This window comes from Cellulomonas fengjieae, assembly GCF_018388465.1.
Taxonomy (GTDB): domain Bacteria; phylum Actinomycetota; class Actinomycetes; order Actinomycetales; family Cellulomonadaceae; genus Cellulomonas; species Cellulomonas fengjieae.
On sequence record NZ_CP074404.1, the window covers coordinates 3,561,895 to 3,575,811 of the forward strand.

The window sequence follows — 13,917 nt, forward strand, 5'->3', positions numbered from 1 at the left end:
CTGTTGCGAGGGCGCGGGTGCGTGGTTCGGTCCTCCGGAAAGCGCTTACAACCGAGAGGAACGCTCGTGTCCCCACCGTCCCTGGTACAACCGCGACGCCCGTTGCGCGTCGTCCTGGCAAGCGCCCTGGTCCTCGTCCTCGGCGGCCTGCTCGGCATCTCCTCCGCCCTGACCGCGAGCGCGGCCAGCGTCGACACCAGCGCCTGGTACCTGCTCGTCAACCGCCAGTCCGGCAAGGTCCTGGACGTGGCCGGCACGTCGACCGACGACGGCACCGTCATCCAGCAGTGGTCGCGCAACGACGGACCCTGGCAGCAGTGGCAGTTCGTGAGCGCCGGCGACGGCTACTACAAGCTCAAGGCGAAGCACTCCGGCAAGGTCCTCGACCTGTGGGCCTGGAGCACCGCGGACGGCGGCGAGTTCCGCCAGTACACCGACCTGTCCGGCTGGAACCAGCAGTTCAGGCTCGGCGACTCCGAGGGCGGCCGCATCCGGCTGTTCAACCGGCACAGCGGCAAGGTCCTCGAGATCAAGGACCGGTCGACCTCCGACGGCGCCTGGGCCGTGCAGGCCACCGACAGCAACGCCTACAACCAGCAGTGGGAGCTGATCAAGGTCGGGTCGGGGGGCAGCACGACGCCCCCGCCGGCGGGCTCGTTCCCGTCGTGGCCGTCGGCGACCGGCCAGCAGAAGGTGTCCTCGACCATCAACGTCTCGGGCACCCGCGACGGTGGGAACGTCCGGTACTACGGCATCTCGTCGGGCGACCAGGACGAGTCCCAGCCGCCGATCTTCCAGCTCTCCGACGGGGCCGTCCTGAAGAACGTCATCATCGGCACCGGCGCCGGCGACGGCGTGCACTGCACGGGCACCTGCACGCTGGAGAACGTGTGGTGGGAGGACGTCGGCGAGGATGCCGCGACCCTCAAGGGCTCGTCGACCTCGCAGGTCATGACCGTCAACGGCGGGGGCGCCAGGAGCGCGTCCGACAAGGTCTTCCAGCACAACGGCCCCGGCACGTTCGTCATCAAGAACTTCCAGGTGTCGGACTTCGGCAAGCTCTACCGCTCGTGCGGCAACTGCTCGAAGCAGTACGCACGCACCGTGGTGATCCAGAACGTGCAGATCACCGCCCCGGGCAAGTCGCTGGTCGGGATCAACTCCAACTACGGCGACAGGGCCACGCTCTCGGGCGTGACGATCCTGAACGACTCCTCCAAGAAGATCGTGATCTGCGAGGAGTACAAGGGCGTGACGTCGGGCGAGCCGTCCAAGATCGGCTCCGGACCGTCGTCCGCGTGCGGGTACTCGAGCTCGTCGATCACGTACCGGTGACGTCGCGGCCCACCGCGCCCGCCCCGGGCGCGGTGGGCCGTCCGACGGTCACTGCCAGACGGTCGCGTGCGGGTCCGGCTCGGCGGGGACCGACGGCGCGACGGGCGCCGGTCCGGCCGCGGCCAGGTCGCGCACGTTCTTCTGGACGGCGACGACCGAGAACAGCGCCATGGTGAAGGCCAGCGCGAAGAACCCCTTCTCCGACAGCTCCACGGTCGCGTTGGTCAGGCCGACGGACACCAGCAGGATGGAGACGAGCACCATGCTCCAGGAGAGGCCCAGGAAGATGCCGGTCACGGGGATGCCCTCGGCGCGGTCCCGGACCGACTTCTGCAGCGCGATCGCGGAGAACAGGCCCAGCAGCAGCAGGGTGCCGTAGAAGCCCTTCTCCGACAGGAGCATCTCCGCATTCCACAGCCCGATGGCGAACGCGCTGATGGCGATGACGAGGGCGACCCAGGACGCGCCGATGAAGGCGGCGGTCGGGCGTGCCGGGACGGGGTGCTGCGACATGGGGGCGCTCCGGAGGTCGAGCCGCCGGCACCGTGCCAGCTGCGGCCCCGATGGTGGCGGTCCGGAGGGGCCTGCGCAAGCATCCCGGCCGACGGGTGCCCGGTCGGGCTAGTGCCGCGCCGACTTGCCACATCGGAAAGTGGCCATTAGCTTTCCATCATGGAAAGCAGCCCGCGGGCCACCCCCGACGCCGCCCGGACCGCCCTGCAGGGGGTCGACGACGCCCGTCGACGACTCGCCACGCAGATCTCCACGCCGTGGTGGTACCGCGTGGGGTCCGCGTCGTGCACCGCCTCGATGTTCGTCGGTACCGGTCTCCTCGTGGGGCGCCCCGAGGCCGGCGGCGCGACCGAGTCGACCGCGATGATGCTGGTCGTGTTCGGGGCGATCCTCGCGCCGATGGTGCTGCTGTGGGCGCTGAAGCGCTCCACGGGGGTGTCGGTGGAGCGCTATGCGCAGGGCCTGGGCGCCTGGTACGTCGTCGTCTTCTCACTGTTCGCGCTCGGCTTCGCGCTGCAGGCCTTCGCCGGCGTGCCGTGGGCACTGCTGGCCGCCGGAGCCGTCGGCTTCGTCGCGACCCTGCTCAGCGAGCGGCGCATCGACGGCCTGCTGCGTCGGCGGGTCCGCGCAGCGTGACGACGCCGGTCTTCGACGAGATCATCCACGCCGCCAACCGGCTGCAGGTCTGCGCGATGCTCGCGGCGGTGGACCAGCTGGAGTTCTCGACCGTGCGCGAGACGCTGTCGGTCAGTGACTCGGTGCTGAGCAAGCACGTCAAGGTCCTGGCCGACGCGGGCTACGTCGAGGTCTCCAAGGTTCCGCGGGGGTCGCGGACCCGCACGTGGCTGTCCCTGACCGACGCCGGACGCGCCGCCCTCGACGGGCACCTGGCCGAGCTGCGCCGCATCGCCGCCATGGCCGTCGCTCCCTGACGAACGTCGCGCGAGCACGCCTGCCCGAAGACCTGGTCGCACCATGGAGGACGAACTCTTCGGGCTGATCTGCAGGCGGTCGGTGCGCCGCTCCGGCGGCCGACACGCGCGTGCAGTGCGACGATCGCCCGATGACCCGCGCCGAACAGCTCACCGACCCCCTGGCGTACCACGCGGAGGGCCCGTGCTGGTCCCCCACCTGGGGCGGCCTGCGCTGGGTCGACATGCTCGCCGGTGACCTGCTCACGCTGCGTGGCGACGGCGGGGTCGACCGGCTGCACGTCGGGGCCGTCGCGGCGTTCGTCCGGCCCCGCGCCGCCGGCGGCTACGTCGTCGGGCTCGAGCGGGGCATCGCGCTGGCCGACGGGCCCGACGACGTCCCGGTCGCCCGCCCCGAGCTGTGGACCGACCCCGGTGTCCGGATGAACGAGGGTGGCTGCGACGCGGCCGGCAACCTCTTCGCCGGGTCGATGGCCTACGACAAGACGCCCGGTGCCGCCACCCTCTACCGGATCACCCCCGCGGGTGAGGTGAGCGTCGCCCTCGCCGGCGTGACGGTCTCCAACGGGATCGACTTCTCCCCCGACGGCACGCGCGCCTACTACGACGACACCGCGACCGGCCGCACCGACGTGTTCCGGGTCGAGGACGGCGTGCTGACCGACCGTCGTCCCTTCCACGACGGCGGCGGCAGCAACCCGGACGGCCTGTGCGTGGACTCGGCGGGCAACGTCTGGGTCGCGCACAACGGCGCCGGCCGCGTGCGGTGCTACTCGCCCGACGCCGAGGTGCTCGCCGAGGTCACCGTGCCCGTCCGCCTGACGACGGCGTGCACGCTCGGTGGCGACGACGGCCGGGACCTGTTCATCACGACCTCGCGCGAGGACCTCGACGACCCCGAGCCGGAGGCCGGTGCGGTCTTCCGGACACGGGTGGACGTCCCGGGGCGCCCGGTGCTCCCGTACGGCGGCTGACCCGCCCTACTGACCCTGGGCGTGCGGGCGCCGCAGGTCCCGCTGCGCGGCACGGGCGGCCAGGACCACGCCGAGGGCCGCAGCGGCGCCGACCGCCACGAGCGCAACCGCCGACGGCGCGTCGCGGAAGCCGTGCAGCACCGGGTTGGCCCACTCGAACACGTACGACGGCGGCCACCAGGTCGCCAGCGCGCGCGCCAGGGGCGGCAGGCCGGGGACGGGGACGAAGCCGCCGCTCGCGAAGTAGCTGCCGATGGCGACGAGGATGATCGTCGGCTGGATCGCGCGGTGCACGCGCAGCCGGGCGGCCACCCACACGCCCACGCCCGCGGCCCCGAGGGTCGCGGGCGCCACGGCCAGCGCCGCCAGCAGCACCTGGCGCGCGTCGACCCGCGTGCCCAGCGCGAGCGCGACCAGGGCGGTCGGGACCGCCGTGGCCCACGTGAGCACCCAGCCGGTCAGGGCGGCGCCGACGCCCGCGACGTGGTGGCCGAGCGGTGACAGCGCGAGCTCCTTGGTGGTGCGATGCTCGGTCTCGACCGCGTACACGTTGGCGCTCAGGAGCGCGGCGCCCAGCAGGAGCGCCAGGATCACCGCCGACGCGCCCATGAACGCGGTCCGCGTGACGTCCTGCGCCTTCGCCTTGTCGATCGTGGCGCGCACGTCGGTGTCGGCCTGCGCGTCCACGGCGTTGGCGGCGGCGCTCAGGCGGAGGCGGACGTTCTTCATCGCGTCGGTGTTGATGTTGAACGTCGTCGTCTCCAGCGTCCGCGACGTGTCGAACTCCGCGGGGATCGTCACGACCAGGTGCAGGCGACCGTCCTCGACCAGCCGCCCGGCCCGCGCGGGGTCGGTCTCGACCACGCGGAAGTACGGGCCCGTGGCGCCGCTGACCTCCTCGATCGCGGCGACCACGCGGTGCGAGGCCGGGCTGTCGGCACGGTCCACCACGGCGACGGGCCAGGCGTCGGTCGCGCCGAAGATGACGCTCGCGAGGCCGACGACGACCACCGGGACGGCCATCGTCTGCACCAGGAGGTCGGGCCGGCGACGGGCGATGCGCAGGTTGCGGCCGACGAGCGCGCCGACGCCGCGGAGCTGGGCGAGCAGGCTCATGTCACTGTCCTTGGGTGAGGTTCTGCGGGCGTCGGAGCAGCCAGCCGGCGAGGGCGACCAGTGCCGCGGCGAGGGTGAGCGTGCCGAGCACCGCGGCGGTGGCCGGCGGCGGCACGAGGCCGGCCGCCTCGAACCGGACGGCGTCGAAGAGCGTGGCGAGCGGGACGCTGTGGGTCGCGCGCCAGAGGGGCTCGACGGCGCCGCCGTGCGCGAAGCCCCGCAGGTACGACTCGTACCCGCTCACCAGGAAGTGGCCGACGGCCAGGACGACCGCGACGGGCACCAGGGGCAGCGCCTTGCGCAGCGAGACGCCGAGCGCCGAGCCCAGCGCGGCCCCGTACGCCCAGACCACGGCGAGCACCGCGACGGACCCCGGACCGAGGCTGCCCACCGGGTAGCCGAGCACGCCGCCGATGACCGCCAGCGCGAGCGCCACGGCGACCACCGAGCTCATGGCGCCCGACGCCCACGTGGCCGCGAGCAGCACCCGTCGCCCGTCCGGTGCCATGAGCAGCGGCTTGACGGTCCGGTCCTCCCACTCACGGGCGATCCCCGTGCCCACCGTGACGATGCCCGCGTAGAGCGCCGCGAAGACCAGCAGCGCCGAGCCCAGGTAGACGGACACCGGGATGTCGTGGTCGAGCACGGTGGTCTCGGCGATCACGAGCTGCCCCGGTGCGGAACCGAACGTGCGCAGCGCCTCCTCGATCCGCAGGTGCTGGTTCTTGGTGCCGTCGGCGTTGATGTTGACCAGCGACAGGGTGACGGCAGGCCGGTCCCCCGCGTCGACGCGCTCCCCGAAGCCGTCCGGGATGGTCAGCAGCGCCCCGACGTCACCGTCGGCGTACATCGCCCGGGCGGTCCCGCCGTCGGTGGTCCGGACCTCGTAGTAGCTGCCGTCGTCGTTGTGCAGCCCCGCCAGGACGGCCACGAGCGCGGCGGACTGCGGTGAGCGGTCGTCGTCGGCCACGGCCAGCGGCGCCGTCGTCGAGACGTGGATGACGACCGCGTACAGGAGCGTGAACGCGGCCGGGACCAGCACGCTGATCACCGCGAAGAGCGGGGCGCGCAGCACCACCAGCAGGTCCTTGCGCACGAGTGCAGCGAGGGCGCCCACGGTCAGTCCCTCAGCCCGCGGCCGGTGAAGTGCAGGAAGACGTCCTGCAGGCTGACCCGCGGTACCTCGGCACGCTGTGGCGCCTCGGGCACCTGCGCGGTGAGCTCGGCGAGCGTGCCGCCCACGACCGTGGCGCCGCGGTCGATGATCGTGATCCGGTCGCCGAGCCGCTGCGCCTCCTCCATGTAGTTGGTGGTCAGCAGCACGGCCCGCCCGGAGTCGGCGACGTCCTCGATCCGCGCCCAGATCGCCTCGCGGGACTGCACGTCCACGCCGAGCGTCGGCTCGTCGAGCAGCAGCAGCTCGGGCTCCATCATCAGCGCCTTGGCCAGGGCGAGGCGGCGCTGCATGCCGCCCGAGAAGGTCCCGGCGCGGTCGTCGGCGCGCGACGTCAGCTGCACGAGCTCGAGCGCGTCGTCGATGCGCCGGGCACGGTCGCGCGGCGGGACCCCGTAGTAGCCGGCGTGGAAGGCGAGGTTCTCCCGCGCCGTCAGCTCGGGGTAGACGGACGTCTCCTGCGGCACCAGGGCGAGGCGGCGCAGCAGCGCACGGCGCTCGCCCACCGGGTCCAGCCCCAGCACCGACGCGCGGCCGGCGGTCGCGCCGAGCAGACCGGTGAGCACGTTGAGCAGGGTGGTCTTGCCGGAGCCGTTGGGGCCGAGCAGGCACGTGATGCGCCCCGCCGGGACGTGCAGGTCGAGGGCGTCGAGCGCGCGGAACGGCTCTCGACGCCGTCCCCGTGCGAACTCGACGGTGAGGTCGTCGACCTCCACCGCTGCGACTGCCATGGCGGACCTCCTTGGGACGGATCGTCCAGCGAGTGTTCGCTCGTCGGCGCGATAAACTCAACAGCGATGAATAAGTCACGAGGGCGTCCGGCCGGTGGCACGTCCGACGGTCGCGAGCGCCTCCTCGCAGCCGCCCGTGAGCTGTTCGCGGTGCACGGCTACGACGGCACCACGCTGCGCATGCTCGGCGCCCGGGCGGGGTGCGACCCCGCGCTCGTCGCGTACCACTTCGGCAGCAAGAAGGGCCTGTTCGCGCAGGCCATGGCGCTCACCCTCGGCCCGTCGGCCGTGCTGGAGAAGGCGCTCGAGGGAGACCCGGCCACCCTCGCCGAGCGGCTCGCCGCCTACGTCATCCAGGCGTGGGACCGGCCCGAGGTCGGCGCCTCGCTCACCGAGCTGGTCCGGACCGCGATGACACACCCCGAGGTGCTGCGCGCGTTCCGCGAGTACGTCGAGGCGGAGATCCTGGGCCGGCTCGTTGAATATCTGGGCGGCGGCCCGGCCGCCACGGAGCAGGCCACCGCCCTCGTCACCGTCGTGATCGGCATCGTCTTCGGGCGGTACGTGCTGGGCATCGAGCCGCTGAGCACCATGTCCCCGCAGCGGTACCGCCACGCCCTGCGCCCGATGCTCCGCACGCTCGGCGCCTGACCGGGGAGCCTCGGATCACGCCCCGTGCGGCACCAGGGCCTCGCGACTCGCAGTCGCACGGCGCCGCTCGGTCGCGCGACGGATCAGCACGAACACGAGGCCGCTGACGGCGAGGTGGACCAGCACCAGCAGGATCACGTCGGGCTCGGCCAGGGTCACGTCGGCGCCGGTCGACAGCCAGCCCGTGCCGCCGAGCACCAACCGGTTCACGGTCAGCTGGGCGACGTGGAACGCGATCGCGACCAGCAGCGCGCCACGCACGGGGATGCGCCGCGCCGCGACGAGCACGAGCCCGAAGACCACGAGCTGCACGGCGTACTCGACGGGATCGCTGCCGGCCGGGAAGACCGTCGGTGCGCTCGGTCCCGATCCGAGCAGCGTGGCCGCCACCCACCTCGTCGCGCTGATGACCGCGCTCGTGAGCGGGAACAGCGCCGTGGTGATCAGCGTCGCGGCGGCGACCCGCCAGCCGTCGCGGATCGTCGTCCACGTGTAGCCGCGCAGCGCCAGCTCCTCCGGGAGCGCCTCGAACAGCAGCAGCACGAGGGTGTTCAGCACCAGGAACCAGGCGAGCTCGCGCACGTCGACGGCCCCGACCTCGACCCAGCCGAGCAGCCACGCCGGGCCCCAGACGAGCGCGCCGACGCCGAGACCCACGCCGAGGCCCAGGGCGATCGGCAGGCCCACCGGCCGGGCGAGGCCGAGGCCGAGGCCGGCCAGGGTCCGGTGGTCGACGCGCGTGCGCAGCAGCACGATGGCCGGCACCACGAGCACCGTGGCGAGCACCGCCTGCAGGAGCATCGCAGCGGTCGTCCCGAGCGACAGCCACCGCTGCACCGCCTCGGCCACCCCGATCGCGAGGCCGATGCCGACCCCGAGCACGAGCCAGCCGAGCACCCCGCGCGCCACGGCTCGCCCGCGCCCGTCCCCGTTCCGCATCGATCGTCCCCTCGCGTCACCGACCCCACCGTGCTCCCCCATGGTCCTGACGACCAGGCGTACCCGCGTCAGACGAAAGGCTGATGGCGCATCTTCATTACGTCGTGCCTGGTCACGGCGTGTGAGGATCGCTCCATGATCACCCTGCGCGAGGCGACGACCGACGACCTCGACCTGCTGTACGACCTCCTGCTCGAGGCGTTCAACTGGGACGGCACCCCGCGCTTCACCCGCGACGAGGTCGTCGCGGACACTCACACGGCCCGCTACCTCGGCGGCTGGCGTCGCCCGGACGACTTCGGCCTCGTGGCCGTCGACGGCACGGTCGCCCTCGGTGCGATCTGGGCGCGTGCTCTGCCGGCGGCCACGCCCGGCTACGGGTACGTCGCCGACGACATTCCGGAGATCGGCATGGCCGTGGCTCGACCCGATCGGGGACGGGGTGTGGGCTCTGCCCTGCTGGCCGGCTGCGTCGAGCAGGCCCGTGGCCTGGGTTGGCGCGCGCTGAGCCTCAGCGTCGAGGACGGCAACACCGCCGCCCGGGACCTCTACGAGCGGCACGGGTTCGCGGTCGTGGGCCGCAACGGCGGATCCGACACGATGCTGCGGGAGCTGTGAGACCCGTGACCGACTACGACGCACGGCTCGTCGACCTCTACGACGAGGACAACCCCGACGGCCCCGACCACGACTACTTTCGCGCCCTGGCCGACCAGCTGGACGCACGCTCGATCCTGGACCTCGGGTGCGGTACCGGCATCCTCACCGTGACCCTCGCGCGCCCCGGCCGCACCGTCGTGGGCATCGACCCGTCGCCGGCGATGCTCGCGTACGCCGCGGGCCGGCCGGGCGCCGCGGACGTCGACTGGGTCCTGGGCGACAGCCGCGACATCCCCGGCGGGCCGTTCGACTACGCCGTGATGACGGGCAATGTCGCGCAGCACATCCCCGACCCGGCGTGGGAGCACACGCTGCGCGACCTCGGCACCGCGCTCCGGCCCGGTGGCGTCCTGACGTTCGAGAGCCGCAACCCGCGCGCCCGCGCCTGGGAGTCGTGGGCCGACGAGGAGCCGACGGTCCGCTCGACCCCGCACGGTCCGCTGCGCGAGTGGCTCGAGCTCGGCGAGTCCGAGCCCGGGCGCGTCGTGATCACCTTCCACAACGTCTTCGAGGACACGGGCGAGGACGTCGTCGACGAGCTGACGCTCGCCTTCCGCGAGCGCGCGCTGATCGAGCGGCAGCTGGTCGACGCGGGCTTCGTGGTCGACGGCGTGTGGGCCGACTGGGACCGCACCCCGTGCGCGGACGACTCACCCCTGATGGTCTTCCAGGCGCACCGCGCGTAGCCCACCGGCCGGCACGTCAGCGCGCGGCGGCCGCGGGGCGCGCGCGGTCGCTCCGCGACCGGCGCGCGCCCCGTCGGGCGTCACTCGGTCGGCGGCTCGTCCTTGCCGGACTCCTCGGCGGCGTCGGCCTCCTCCTTGGTGCGGTGCACGGCGCCGTCGGCGTGCTCGGGCGGGCCGTACACCGTGTAGAGGATCAGCGGGTTCTCGCCCGTGTTGACGAAGTTGTGCTTCCGGCCGGCGGGAACCACGACGAGGTCGCCCTGTGCCACGTTCCTCTCCTGGCCCGAGACGATCGCCTTGCCCGTGCCGGACACGAACGTGAGGACCTGGTCCGTGTCCTCGTGGACCTCCTCGCCGATCTCGCCACCCGGCGGGATGGTCATGATGACCAGCTGTGTGTGCTTACCGGTCCACAGCACGCGCCGGAAGTCCGGGCTCTGCTCGGCTGCGGTCGCGATCGTCCAGTGCTCCATGGGGATCTCACCTCTCGGTCGGGGACGGTGTCGTGCACGATCCTGCAGTGACACAGCCGTCCCCGCCTGCGGAGTCACCCACGCGACGGCGCGGTCACCAGTCGTGTGCCGCGGCGAGCCCCGCGGCAACCAGCGCGATCGCGCCGCGCGCAGGCCTGGCCTCGGCCGCTCATCAATGTCCACGCGCACCGCGCACGTCATGGCTAGCGTGTCCGCCGTGGACGCCGGCCCGATGACCCCTGAGCTGGCGCTCGACCTCCTCGACGCGTTCGAGCGCGCCGGCATCGACGTGTGGGTCGCCGGTGGGTGGGGCATCGACGCCCTCGTCGGACGCCAGACGCGCGACCACCGCGACCTCGACGTGCTGTACCGGATCGAGGACGACGCACCGATCCGCGCGGTGCTGACCGCCGCCGGGTACGTCCCCGAGACCGACTGGTGGCCGGTCCGCGTCGAGCTCCGCGGCCCGTCCTACGTCGACATCCACCCCCTGGCCTTCGCTCCCGACGGCAGCGCCACGCAGTCAGGGCTCGACGGAACCACCTTCGACTACCCCGCCTCGGCCTTCACCCGGGGCACGATCGCGGACCGTACCGTCGCTTGCCTGTCCGCCGCGCAGCAGCGCCTCTTCCACTCCGGCTACGAGCTGCGCGAGATCGACCGCCACGACCTCGCCGCGCTCGACGGGGCGGGGCGATGAACGCCGGGACCGAGCTGCACGCCAGGGGTGAGGTGACCGACAGCGAGGTCGAGTCGCTGCACGCCGCCGCGTTCGACCATGCGCCGACCGAGACCCCGTGGCGGCAGCGCCTGACCGACCACAGCCTCACGTGGATCACCGCCCGGCTGGACGGTCGGCTCGTGGGATTCGTCAACGTCGTCGGCGACGGCGGCGTCCACGCGATCCTGCTCGACACCTGCGTGGCCCCCGACCTGCAGGGACGAGGCATCGGTCGGGCCCTCGTCGCGGCCGCTGCCGCCGAGGCGCGACGCGCGGGCTGCCACTGGCTGCACGCCGACTACGAGACCCGCGCGGCCGACTTCTACGAGGAGGCCTGCGGTATGGCGCACACCGAGGCGGGTCTCCTGCGGCTGCAGTGACTGCCCTCGTGGGTGGTCGCTGCCGTCGACCCTGCCGCTGCGGTTCGTCGGCGGAGCCGACGCCATGGCGGGCGTCGAGGCCCACCTGGCGACCATCCGGCTCCAGATCGAGGCCTGCCCCGACCTGTCCGCGTCCCTGAGCTACCCCGGCTGAGCGAGGCTCAGGCGGGCTCGGCCACCCCCGTGGCGGTCCGGGGGAAGAGCCGCGTGAGCAGGTCGGCCAGGGTGATGACGCCGACCACGCGGTCCTCGTCGTGCACGACGGCGAGGTGGTTCTGCGTCTCACGCATCGTGGTCAGCGCGTGGTAGACCGCGGTATCGGCCTGCAGCGTCAGCACCGGCCGCATGAGGTCCGCGGCGGGCCGGTCGGCGGGCTCGATGAGCGCGTCCCGCACGTGCACCACACCCACCGCGGGCGACCCGGCGGCGCCGACCAGGATGCGCAGGTGCCCCGAGGTACGGGTCGCCTCGCGCACGTCGGCGACGGTGGCGCCCGCGGGAACTGCCGTCAGGCGGGCGTCGGGGCGCACCAGGTCGGCGACCGTCAGGGTCTGCAGCTCCAGGGCGCCGGTGAGCTGCGCGGAGTAGCTGGCGTCCAGCGCCCCGACGTTCGTCGAGTGCTCCACCAGGTGACGCAGGTCGTCCGGGTTCTGCCCGGTGGCCAGCTCGTTCGACGGCTCGACGCCGACCTTGCGCAGGCACCAGTTCGCCATCTCGTTCAGCGTCCGCAGGATCGGCCGGGTCAGGAACATGAAGGCGCGCATCGGAACGGCGAGGAGCGTCGCGGAGGTCTCGGGGTGGGCGATCGCCCAGGACTTGGGCGCCATCTCGCCGACGACCAGGTGCAGGAACGTGACGATGGCGAGTGCGAGGACGAAGCCCGACGCGTCCGCCAGCCATGCCGCCAGGCCCCACGTCTCGAAGAGCGGGGTCAGCCAGTGGTGCACGGCCGGTTTGGTGACCGCACCCAGGGCCAGCGTGCACACCGTGATGCCGAGCTGGGACCCGGCCAGCAGGACCGTGAGCTCGGTCGAGCTGCGCAGGGCGGCGCGTGCGGAGCGGCTGGTGGGGGCCGCGTCCTCGAGCCGATGACGCTTGGCGGCAAGGGAGGCGAACTCCACCGCGACGAAGAACGCGCTGAGTGCGATGAGCGCGACGGTGACGGCGACGACGACCACGGGATCGCTCATCGGTCGCTCACCTCGCCCTGTGCCGGCGGGGCCGGCTCGGCGACGGTGATGCGGACGGTGGACGGCACGTGGCGCTCGATCTCCAGGACCTCGATGTGCAGGCGGGTGGGCGGTGGGTCGTCGTACAGGGCGAGGTCGGCGGGGTCGGGCGGCAGCTCGAGGTCGATGACGGTCCCCACCTCGGGGAACCCGCCGTGCTCGGCGATGACCAGGCCGGCGATCGTCTCGTAGTCGCCGCGCGGCAGGTCCTGCCCGACGGCACGTTCCACCTCGTCGATGTGGACGTCGCCCGCCATGACCCAGGTGCCGTCGTCCTGCACCGGGATGTAGGCGGGCCGGGCCGGGTCGTGCTCGTCGGTGATCTCCCCGACCAGCTCCTCGGCCAGGTCCTCGAGCGTCACGACGCCCGCGAACCCGCCGTACTCGTCGATCACGCACGCCATGGGGTTCCTGCCCTCGGTCAGCGAGGTCAGCACGTCGGGCAGCGGCATCGACGTCGGCACCACGATCGGCGGCCGCATCAGCCTGGTCACCAGGGCGGTGCCCGGCTCGTCGGTCACCAGGACGTCCTGCAGGTGGATGACGCCGACCACCTGGTCCTCGTCGCCCAGGACCGGGTAGCGCGAGTGGCCCTGGCTCATCTCCTCGCGGACCTCGCCGAGGGTGTCGTCGGTGTGCACCACGCCCACCCGGGCGCGCGGGATCATCGCGTGCTCGGCGTCGCGCTCGGGGAAGTCGAGGATGCGGTCCAGGAGGACGGACAGCTCCTCGGGCAGGTCACCGCTCTGGCGGGAGTCCGCGACGATGTGCTCGAGGTCGCGCGCGGACGCCGAGTGCTCCACGTCGTGCACCGGTTCGATGCGCAGCAGGCGCAGCAGGGCGTTGGAGGCGGCGTCGAAGACGCGGATCAGCCAGCCGAAGAGCCGCAGGTACCAGATGGTCGAGCCGGCCAGGCGCAGCGCGACCGACTCGGGACGGGCGATCGCGAGGTTCTTGGGGAACAGCTCGCCGAACAGCATCTGGACGAAGGTCGAGAACGCCAGCGCCAGGACCGTTCCCACGGCGATCCCCACACCCGTGGGGATGCCGACGCCGCCGAGCGCCTCACCGAGGGACTCGCCGATCAGCGGTTCCGCGACGTAGCCGACGAGCAGCCCCGTGACGGTGATGCCGAGCTGGGCGCCGGAGAGCATGAACGACGTGCGGCGGGTGACCGACAGCGCGCTCTTGGCGCCGGCGTCGCCGGAGGACGCCCGGGCGTTGAGCCGCGAGCGGTCCACGGCCATGAACGCGAACTCCTGGGCCACGAAGTACCCCGTGGCGACCGTGATCAGCAGGACCACCACGACCCCCAGGAGCAGGGACAGCAGCCACATCAGCAGCCTCCCCCTCTCGCCGCATCGGTGCTGCGCAGCTCAAGGGGGTTCGTACTGTCGCTATCC

General features: G+C 72.7%; 17 protein-coding genes. 9 read left to right on the forward strand and 8 right to left on the reverse strand.

The window, feature by feature from the left end; genetic code table 11:
• Positions 1 to 66 precede the first annotated feature (66 nt).
• Complete coding sequence (locus tag KG102_RS16510; protein WP_249667369.1) at positions 67 to 1,335, forward strand: pectate lyase; 1,269 nt, start codon at positions 67 to 69, stop codon at positions 1,333 to 1,335.
• A gap of 48 nt (positions 1,336 to 1,383) precedes the next feature.
• Here KG102_RS16510 and yiaA read toward each other — a convergent pair whose 3' ends face one another.
• The gene (gene yiaA / locus KG102_RS16515) at positions 1,384 to 1,848 is read right to left on the reverse strand and encodes an inner membrane protein YiaA (RefSeq protein WP_208213011.1); all 465 of its coding nucleotides are present in this window, start codon (positions 1,846 to 1,848) and stop codon (positions 1,384 to 1,386) included.
• A 159-nt stretch (positions 1,849 to 2,007) separates the two neighbouring features.
• On the opposite strand from yiaA, the gene KG102_RS18860 reads away from it, so the two are divergent.
• The 3 genes from KG102_RS18860 to KG102_RS16525 all read left to right on the forward strand — a co-directional run bounded on the left by KG102_RS18860 (position 2,008) and on the right by KG102_RS16525 (position 3,754).
• Positions 2,008 to 2,484, forward strand: coding sequence for a hypothetical protein (locus KG102_RS18860; RefSeq protein ID WP_243885026.1), 477 nt, complete (start codon positions 2,008 to 2,010; stop codon positions 2,482 to 2,484).
• Positions 2,481 to 2,780, forward strand: a complete 300-nt coding sequence (locus tag KG102_RS18865) for a transcriptional regulator (protein ID WP_249667370.1) — start codon at positions 2,481 to 2,483, stop codon at positions 2,778 to 2,780. The genes KG102_RS18860 and KG102_RS18865 overlap by 4 nt, the downstream gene beginning before the upstream one ends.
• Positions 2,781 to 2,911: 131 nt before the next feature.
• On the forward strand, positions 2,912 to 3,754 hold the full coding sequence (locus KG102_RS16525) for an SMP-30/gluconolactonase/LRE family protein (protein WP_208290340.1): 843 nt from the start codon (positions 2,912 to 2,914) through the stop codon (positions 3,752 to 3,754).
• 6 nt (positions 3,755 to 3,760) lie between these two features.
• On the opposite strand, the gene KG102_RS16530 is transcribed toward KG102_RS16525, so the two are convergent.
• The 3 genes from KG102_RS16530 to KG102_RS16540 are packed head-to-tail and all read right to left on the reverse strand — an operon-like array spanning position 3,761 to position 6,775.
• Positions 3,761 to 4,870 (reverse strand): ABC transporter permease, encoded by a 1,110-nt coding sequence (locus tag KG102_RS16530; protein ID WP_208290339.1) that lies wholly within the window; start codon positions 4,868 to 4,870, stop codon positions 3,761 to 3,763.
• A gap of 1 nt (position 4,871) precedes the next feature.
• Positions 4,872 to 5,987: an ABC transporter permease gene (locus KG102_RS16535; RefSeq protein WP_208290338.1), complete on the reverse strand. Its 1,116-nt coding sequence runs from the start codon at positions 5,985 to 5,987 to the stop codon at positions 4,872 to 4,874.
• Between the two features lie 2 nt (positions 5,988 to 5,989).
• On the reverse strand, positions 5,990 to 6,775 hold the full coding sequence (locus KG102_RS16540) for an ABC transporter ATP-binding protein (protein WP_208290337.1): 786 nt from the start codon (positions 6,773 to 6,775) through the stop codon (positions 5,990 to 5,992).
• Between the two features lie 66 nt (positions 6,776 to 6,841).
• Here KG102_RS16540 and KG102_RS16545 point away from each other — a divergent pair, with 66 nt between their 5' ends.
• Positions 6,842 to 7,426, forward strand: coding sequence for a TetR/AcrR family transcriptional regulator (locus KG102_RS16545; protein WP_208290336.1), 585 nt, complete (start codon positions 6,842 to 6,844; stop codon positions 7,424 to 7,426).
• 15 nt (positions 7,427 to 7,441) lie between these two features.
• On the opposite strand, the gene KG102_RS16550 is transcribed toward KG102_RS16545, so the two are convergent.
• A complete protein-coding gene (locus tag KG102_RS16550; RefSeq protein WP_208290335.1) occupies positions 7,442 to 8,365 on the reverse strand; it encodes a CPBP family glutamic-type intramembrane protease in 924 nt (307 codons plus the stop codon).
• Positions 8,366 to 8,500: 135 nt separating this feature from the next.
• Between KG102_RS16550 and KG102_RS16555 the strand changes: the two genes are divergently transcribed.
• Positions 8,501 to 8,983 carry a GNAT family N-acetyltransferase gene (locus KG102_RS16555; RefSeq protein WP_243885024.1) on the forward strand — a complete coding sequence of 161 codons (483 nt, stop codon included), beginning with the start codon at positions 8,501 to 8,503 and terminating at the stop codon, positions 8,981 to 8,983.
• Positions 8,984 to 8,988: 5 nt separating this feature from the next.
• Positions 8,989 to 9,711, forward strand: coding sequence for a class I SAM-dependent methyltransferase (locus KG102_RS16560; protein WP_208290334.1), 723 nt, complete (start codon positions 8,989 to 8,991; stop codon positions 9,709 to 9,711).
• 80 nt (positions 9,712 to 9,791) lie between these two features.
• On the opposite strand, the gene KG102_RS16565 is transcribed toward KG102_RS16560, so the two are convergent.
• Complete coding sequence (locus tag KG102_RS16565; RefSeq protein ID WP_208213020.1) at positions 9,792 to 10,184, reverse strand: cupin domain-containing protein; 393 nt, start codon at positions 10,182 to 10,184, stop codon at positions 9,792 to 9,794.
• Between the two features lie 199 nt (positions 10,185 to 10,383).
• Between KG102_RS16565 and KG102_RS16570 the strand changes: the two genes are divergently transcribed.
• Positions 10,384 to 10,884 carry a nucleotidyltransferase domain-containing protein gene (locus KG102_RS16570; RefSeq protein WP_249667371.1) on the forward strand — a complete coding sequence of 167 codons (501 nt, stop codon included), beginning with the start codon at positions 10,384 to 10,386 and terminating at the stop codon, positions 10,882 to 10,884.
• Positions 10,881 to 11,285: a GNAT family N-acetyltransferase gene (locus KG102_RS16575; protein WP_208290333.1), complete on the forward strand. Its 405-nt coding sequence runs from the start codon at positions 10,881 to 10,883 to the stop codon at positions 11,283 to 11,285. Before KG102_RS16570 ends, KG102_RS16575 begins: the two co-directional genes overlap by 4 nt.
• Before the next feature lie 161 nt (positions 11,286 to 11,446).
• Here KG102_RS16575 and KG102_RS16580 read toward each other — a convergent pair whose 3' ends face one another.
• Both KG102_RS16580 and KG102_RS16585 read right to left on the reverse strand, forming a co-directional pair.
• Positions 11,447 to 12,475, reverse strand: coding sequence for a hemolysin family protein (locus KG102_RS16580; RefSeq protein WP_208290332.1), 1,029 nt, complete (start codon positions 12,473 to 12,475; stop codon positions 11,447 to 11,449).
• The gene (locus KG102_RS16585; RefSeq protein ID WP_208290331.1) at positions 12,472 to 13,851 is read right to left on the reverse strand and encodes a hemolysin family protein; all 1,380 of its coding nucleotides are present in this window, start codon (positions 13,849 to 13,851) and stop codon (positions 12,472 to 12,474) included. The genes KG102_RS16580 and KG102_RS16585 overlap by 4 nt, the downstream gene beginning before the upstream one ends.
• Positions 13,852 to 13,917: the final 66 nt, after the last annotated feature.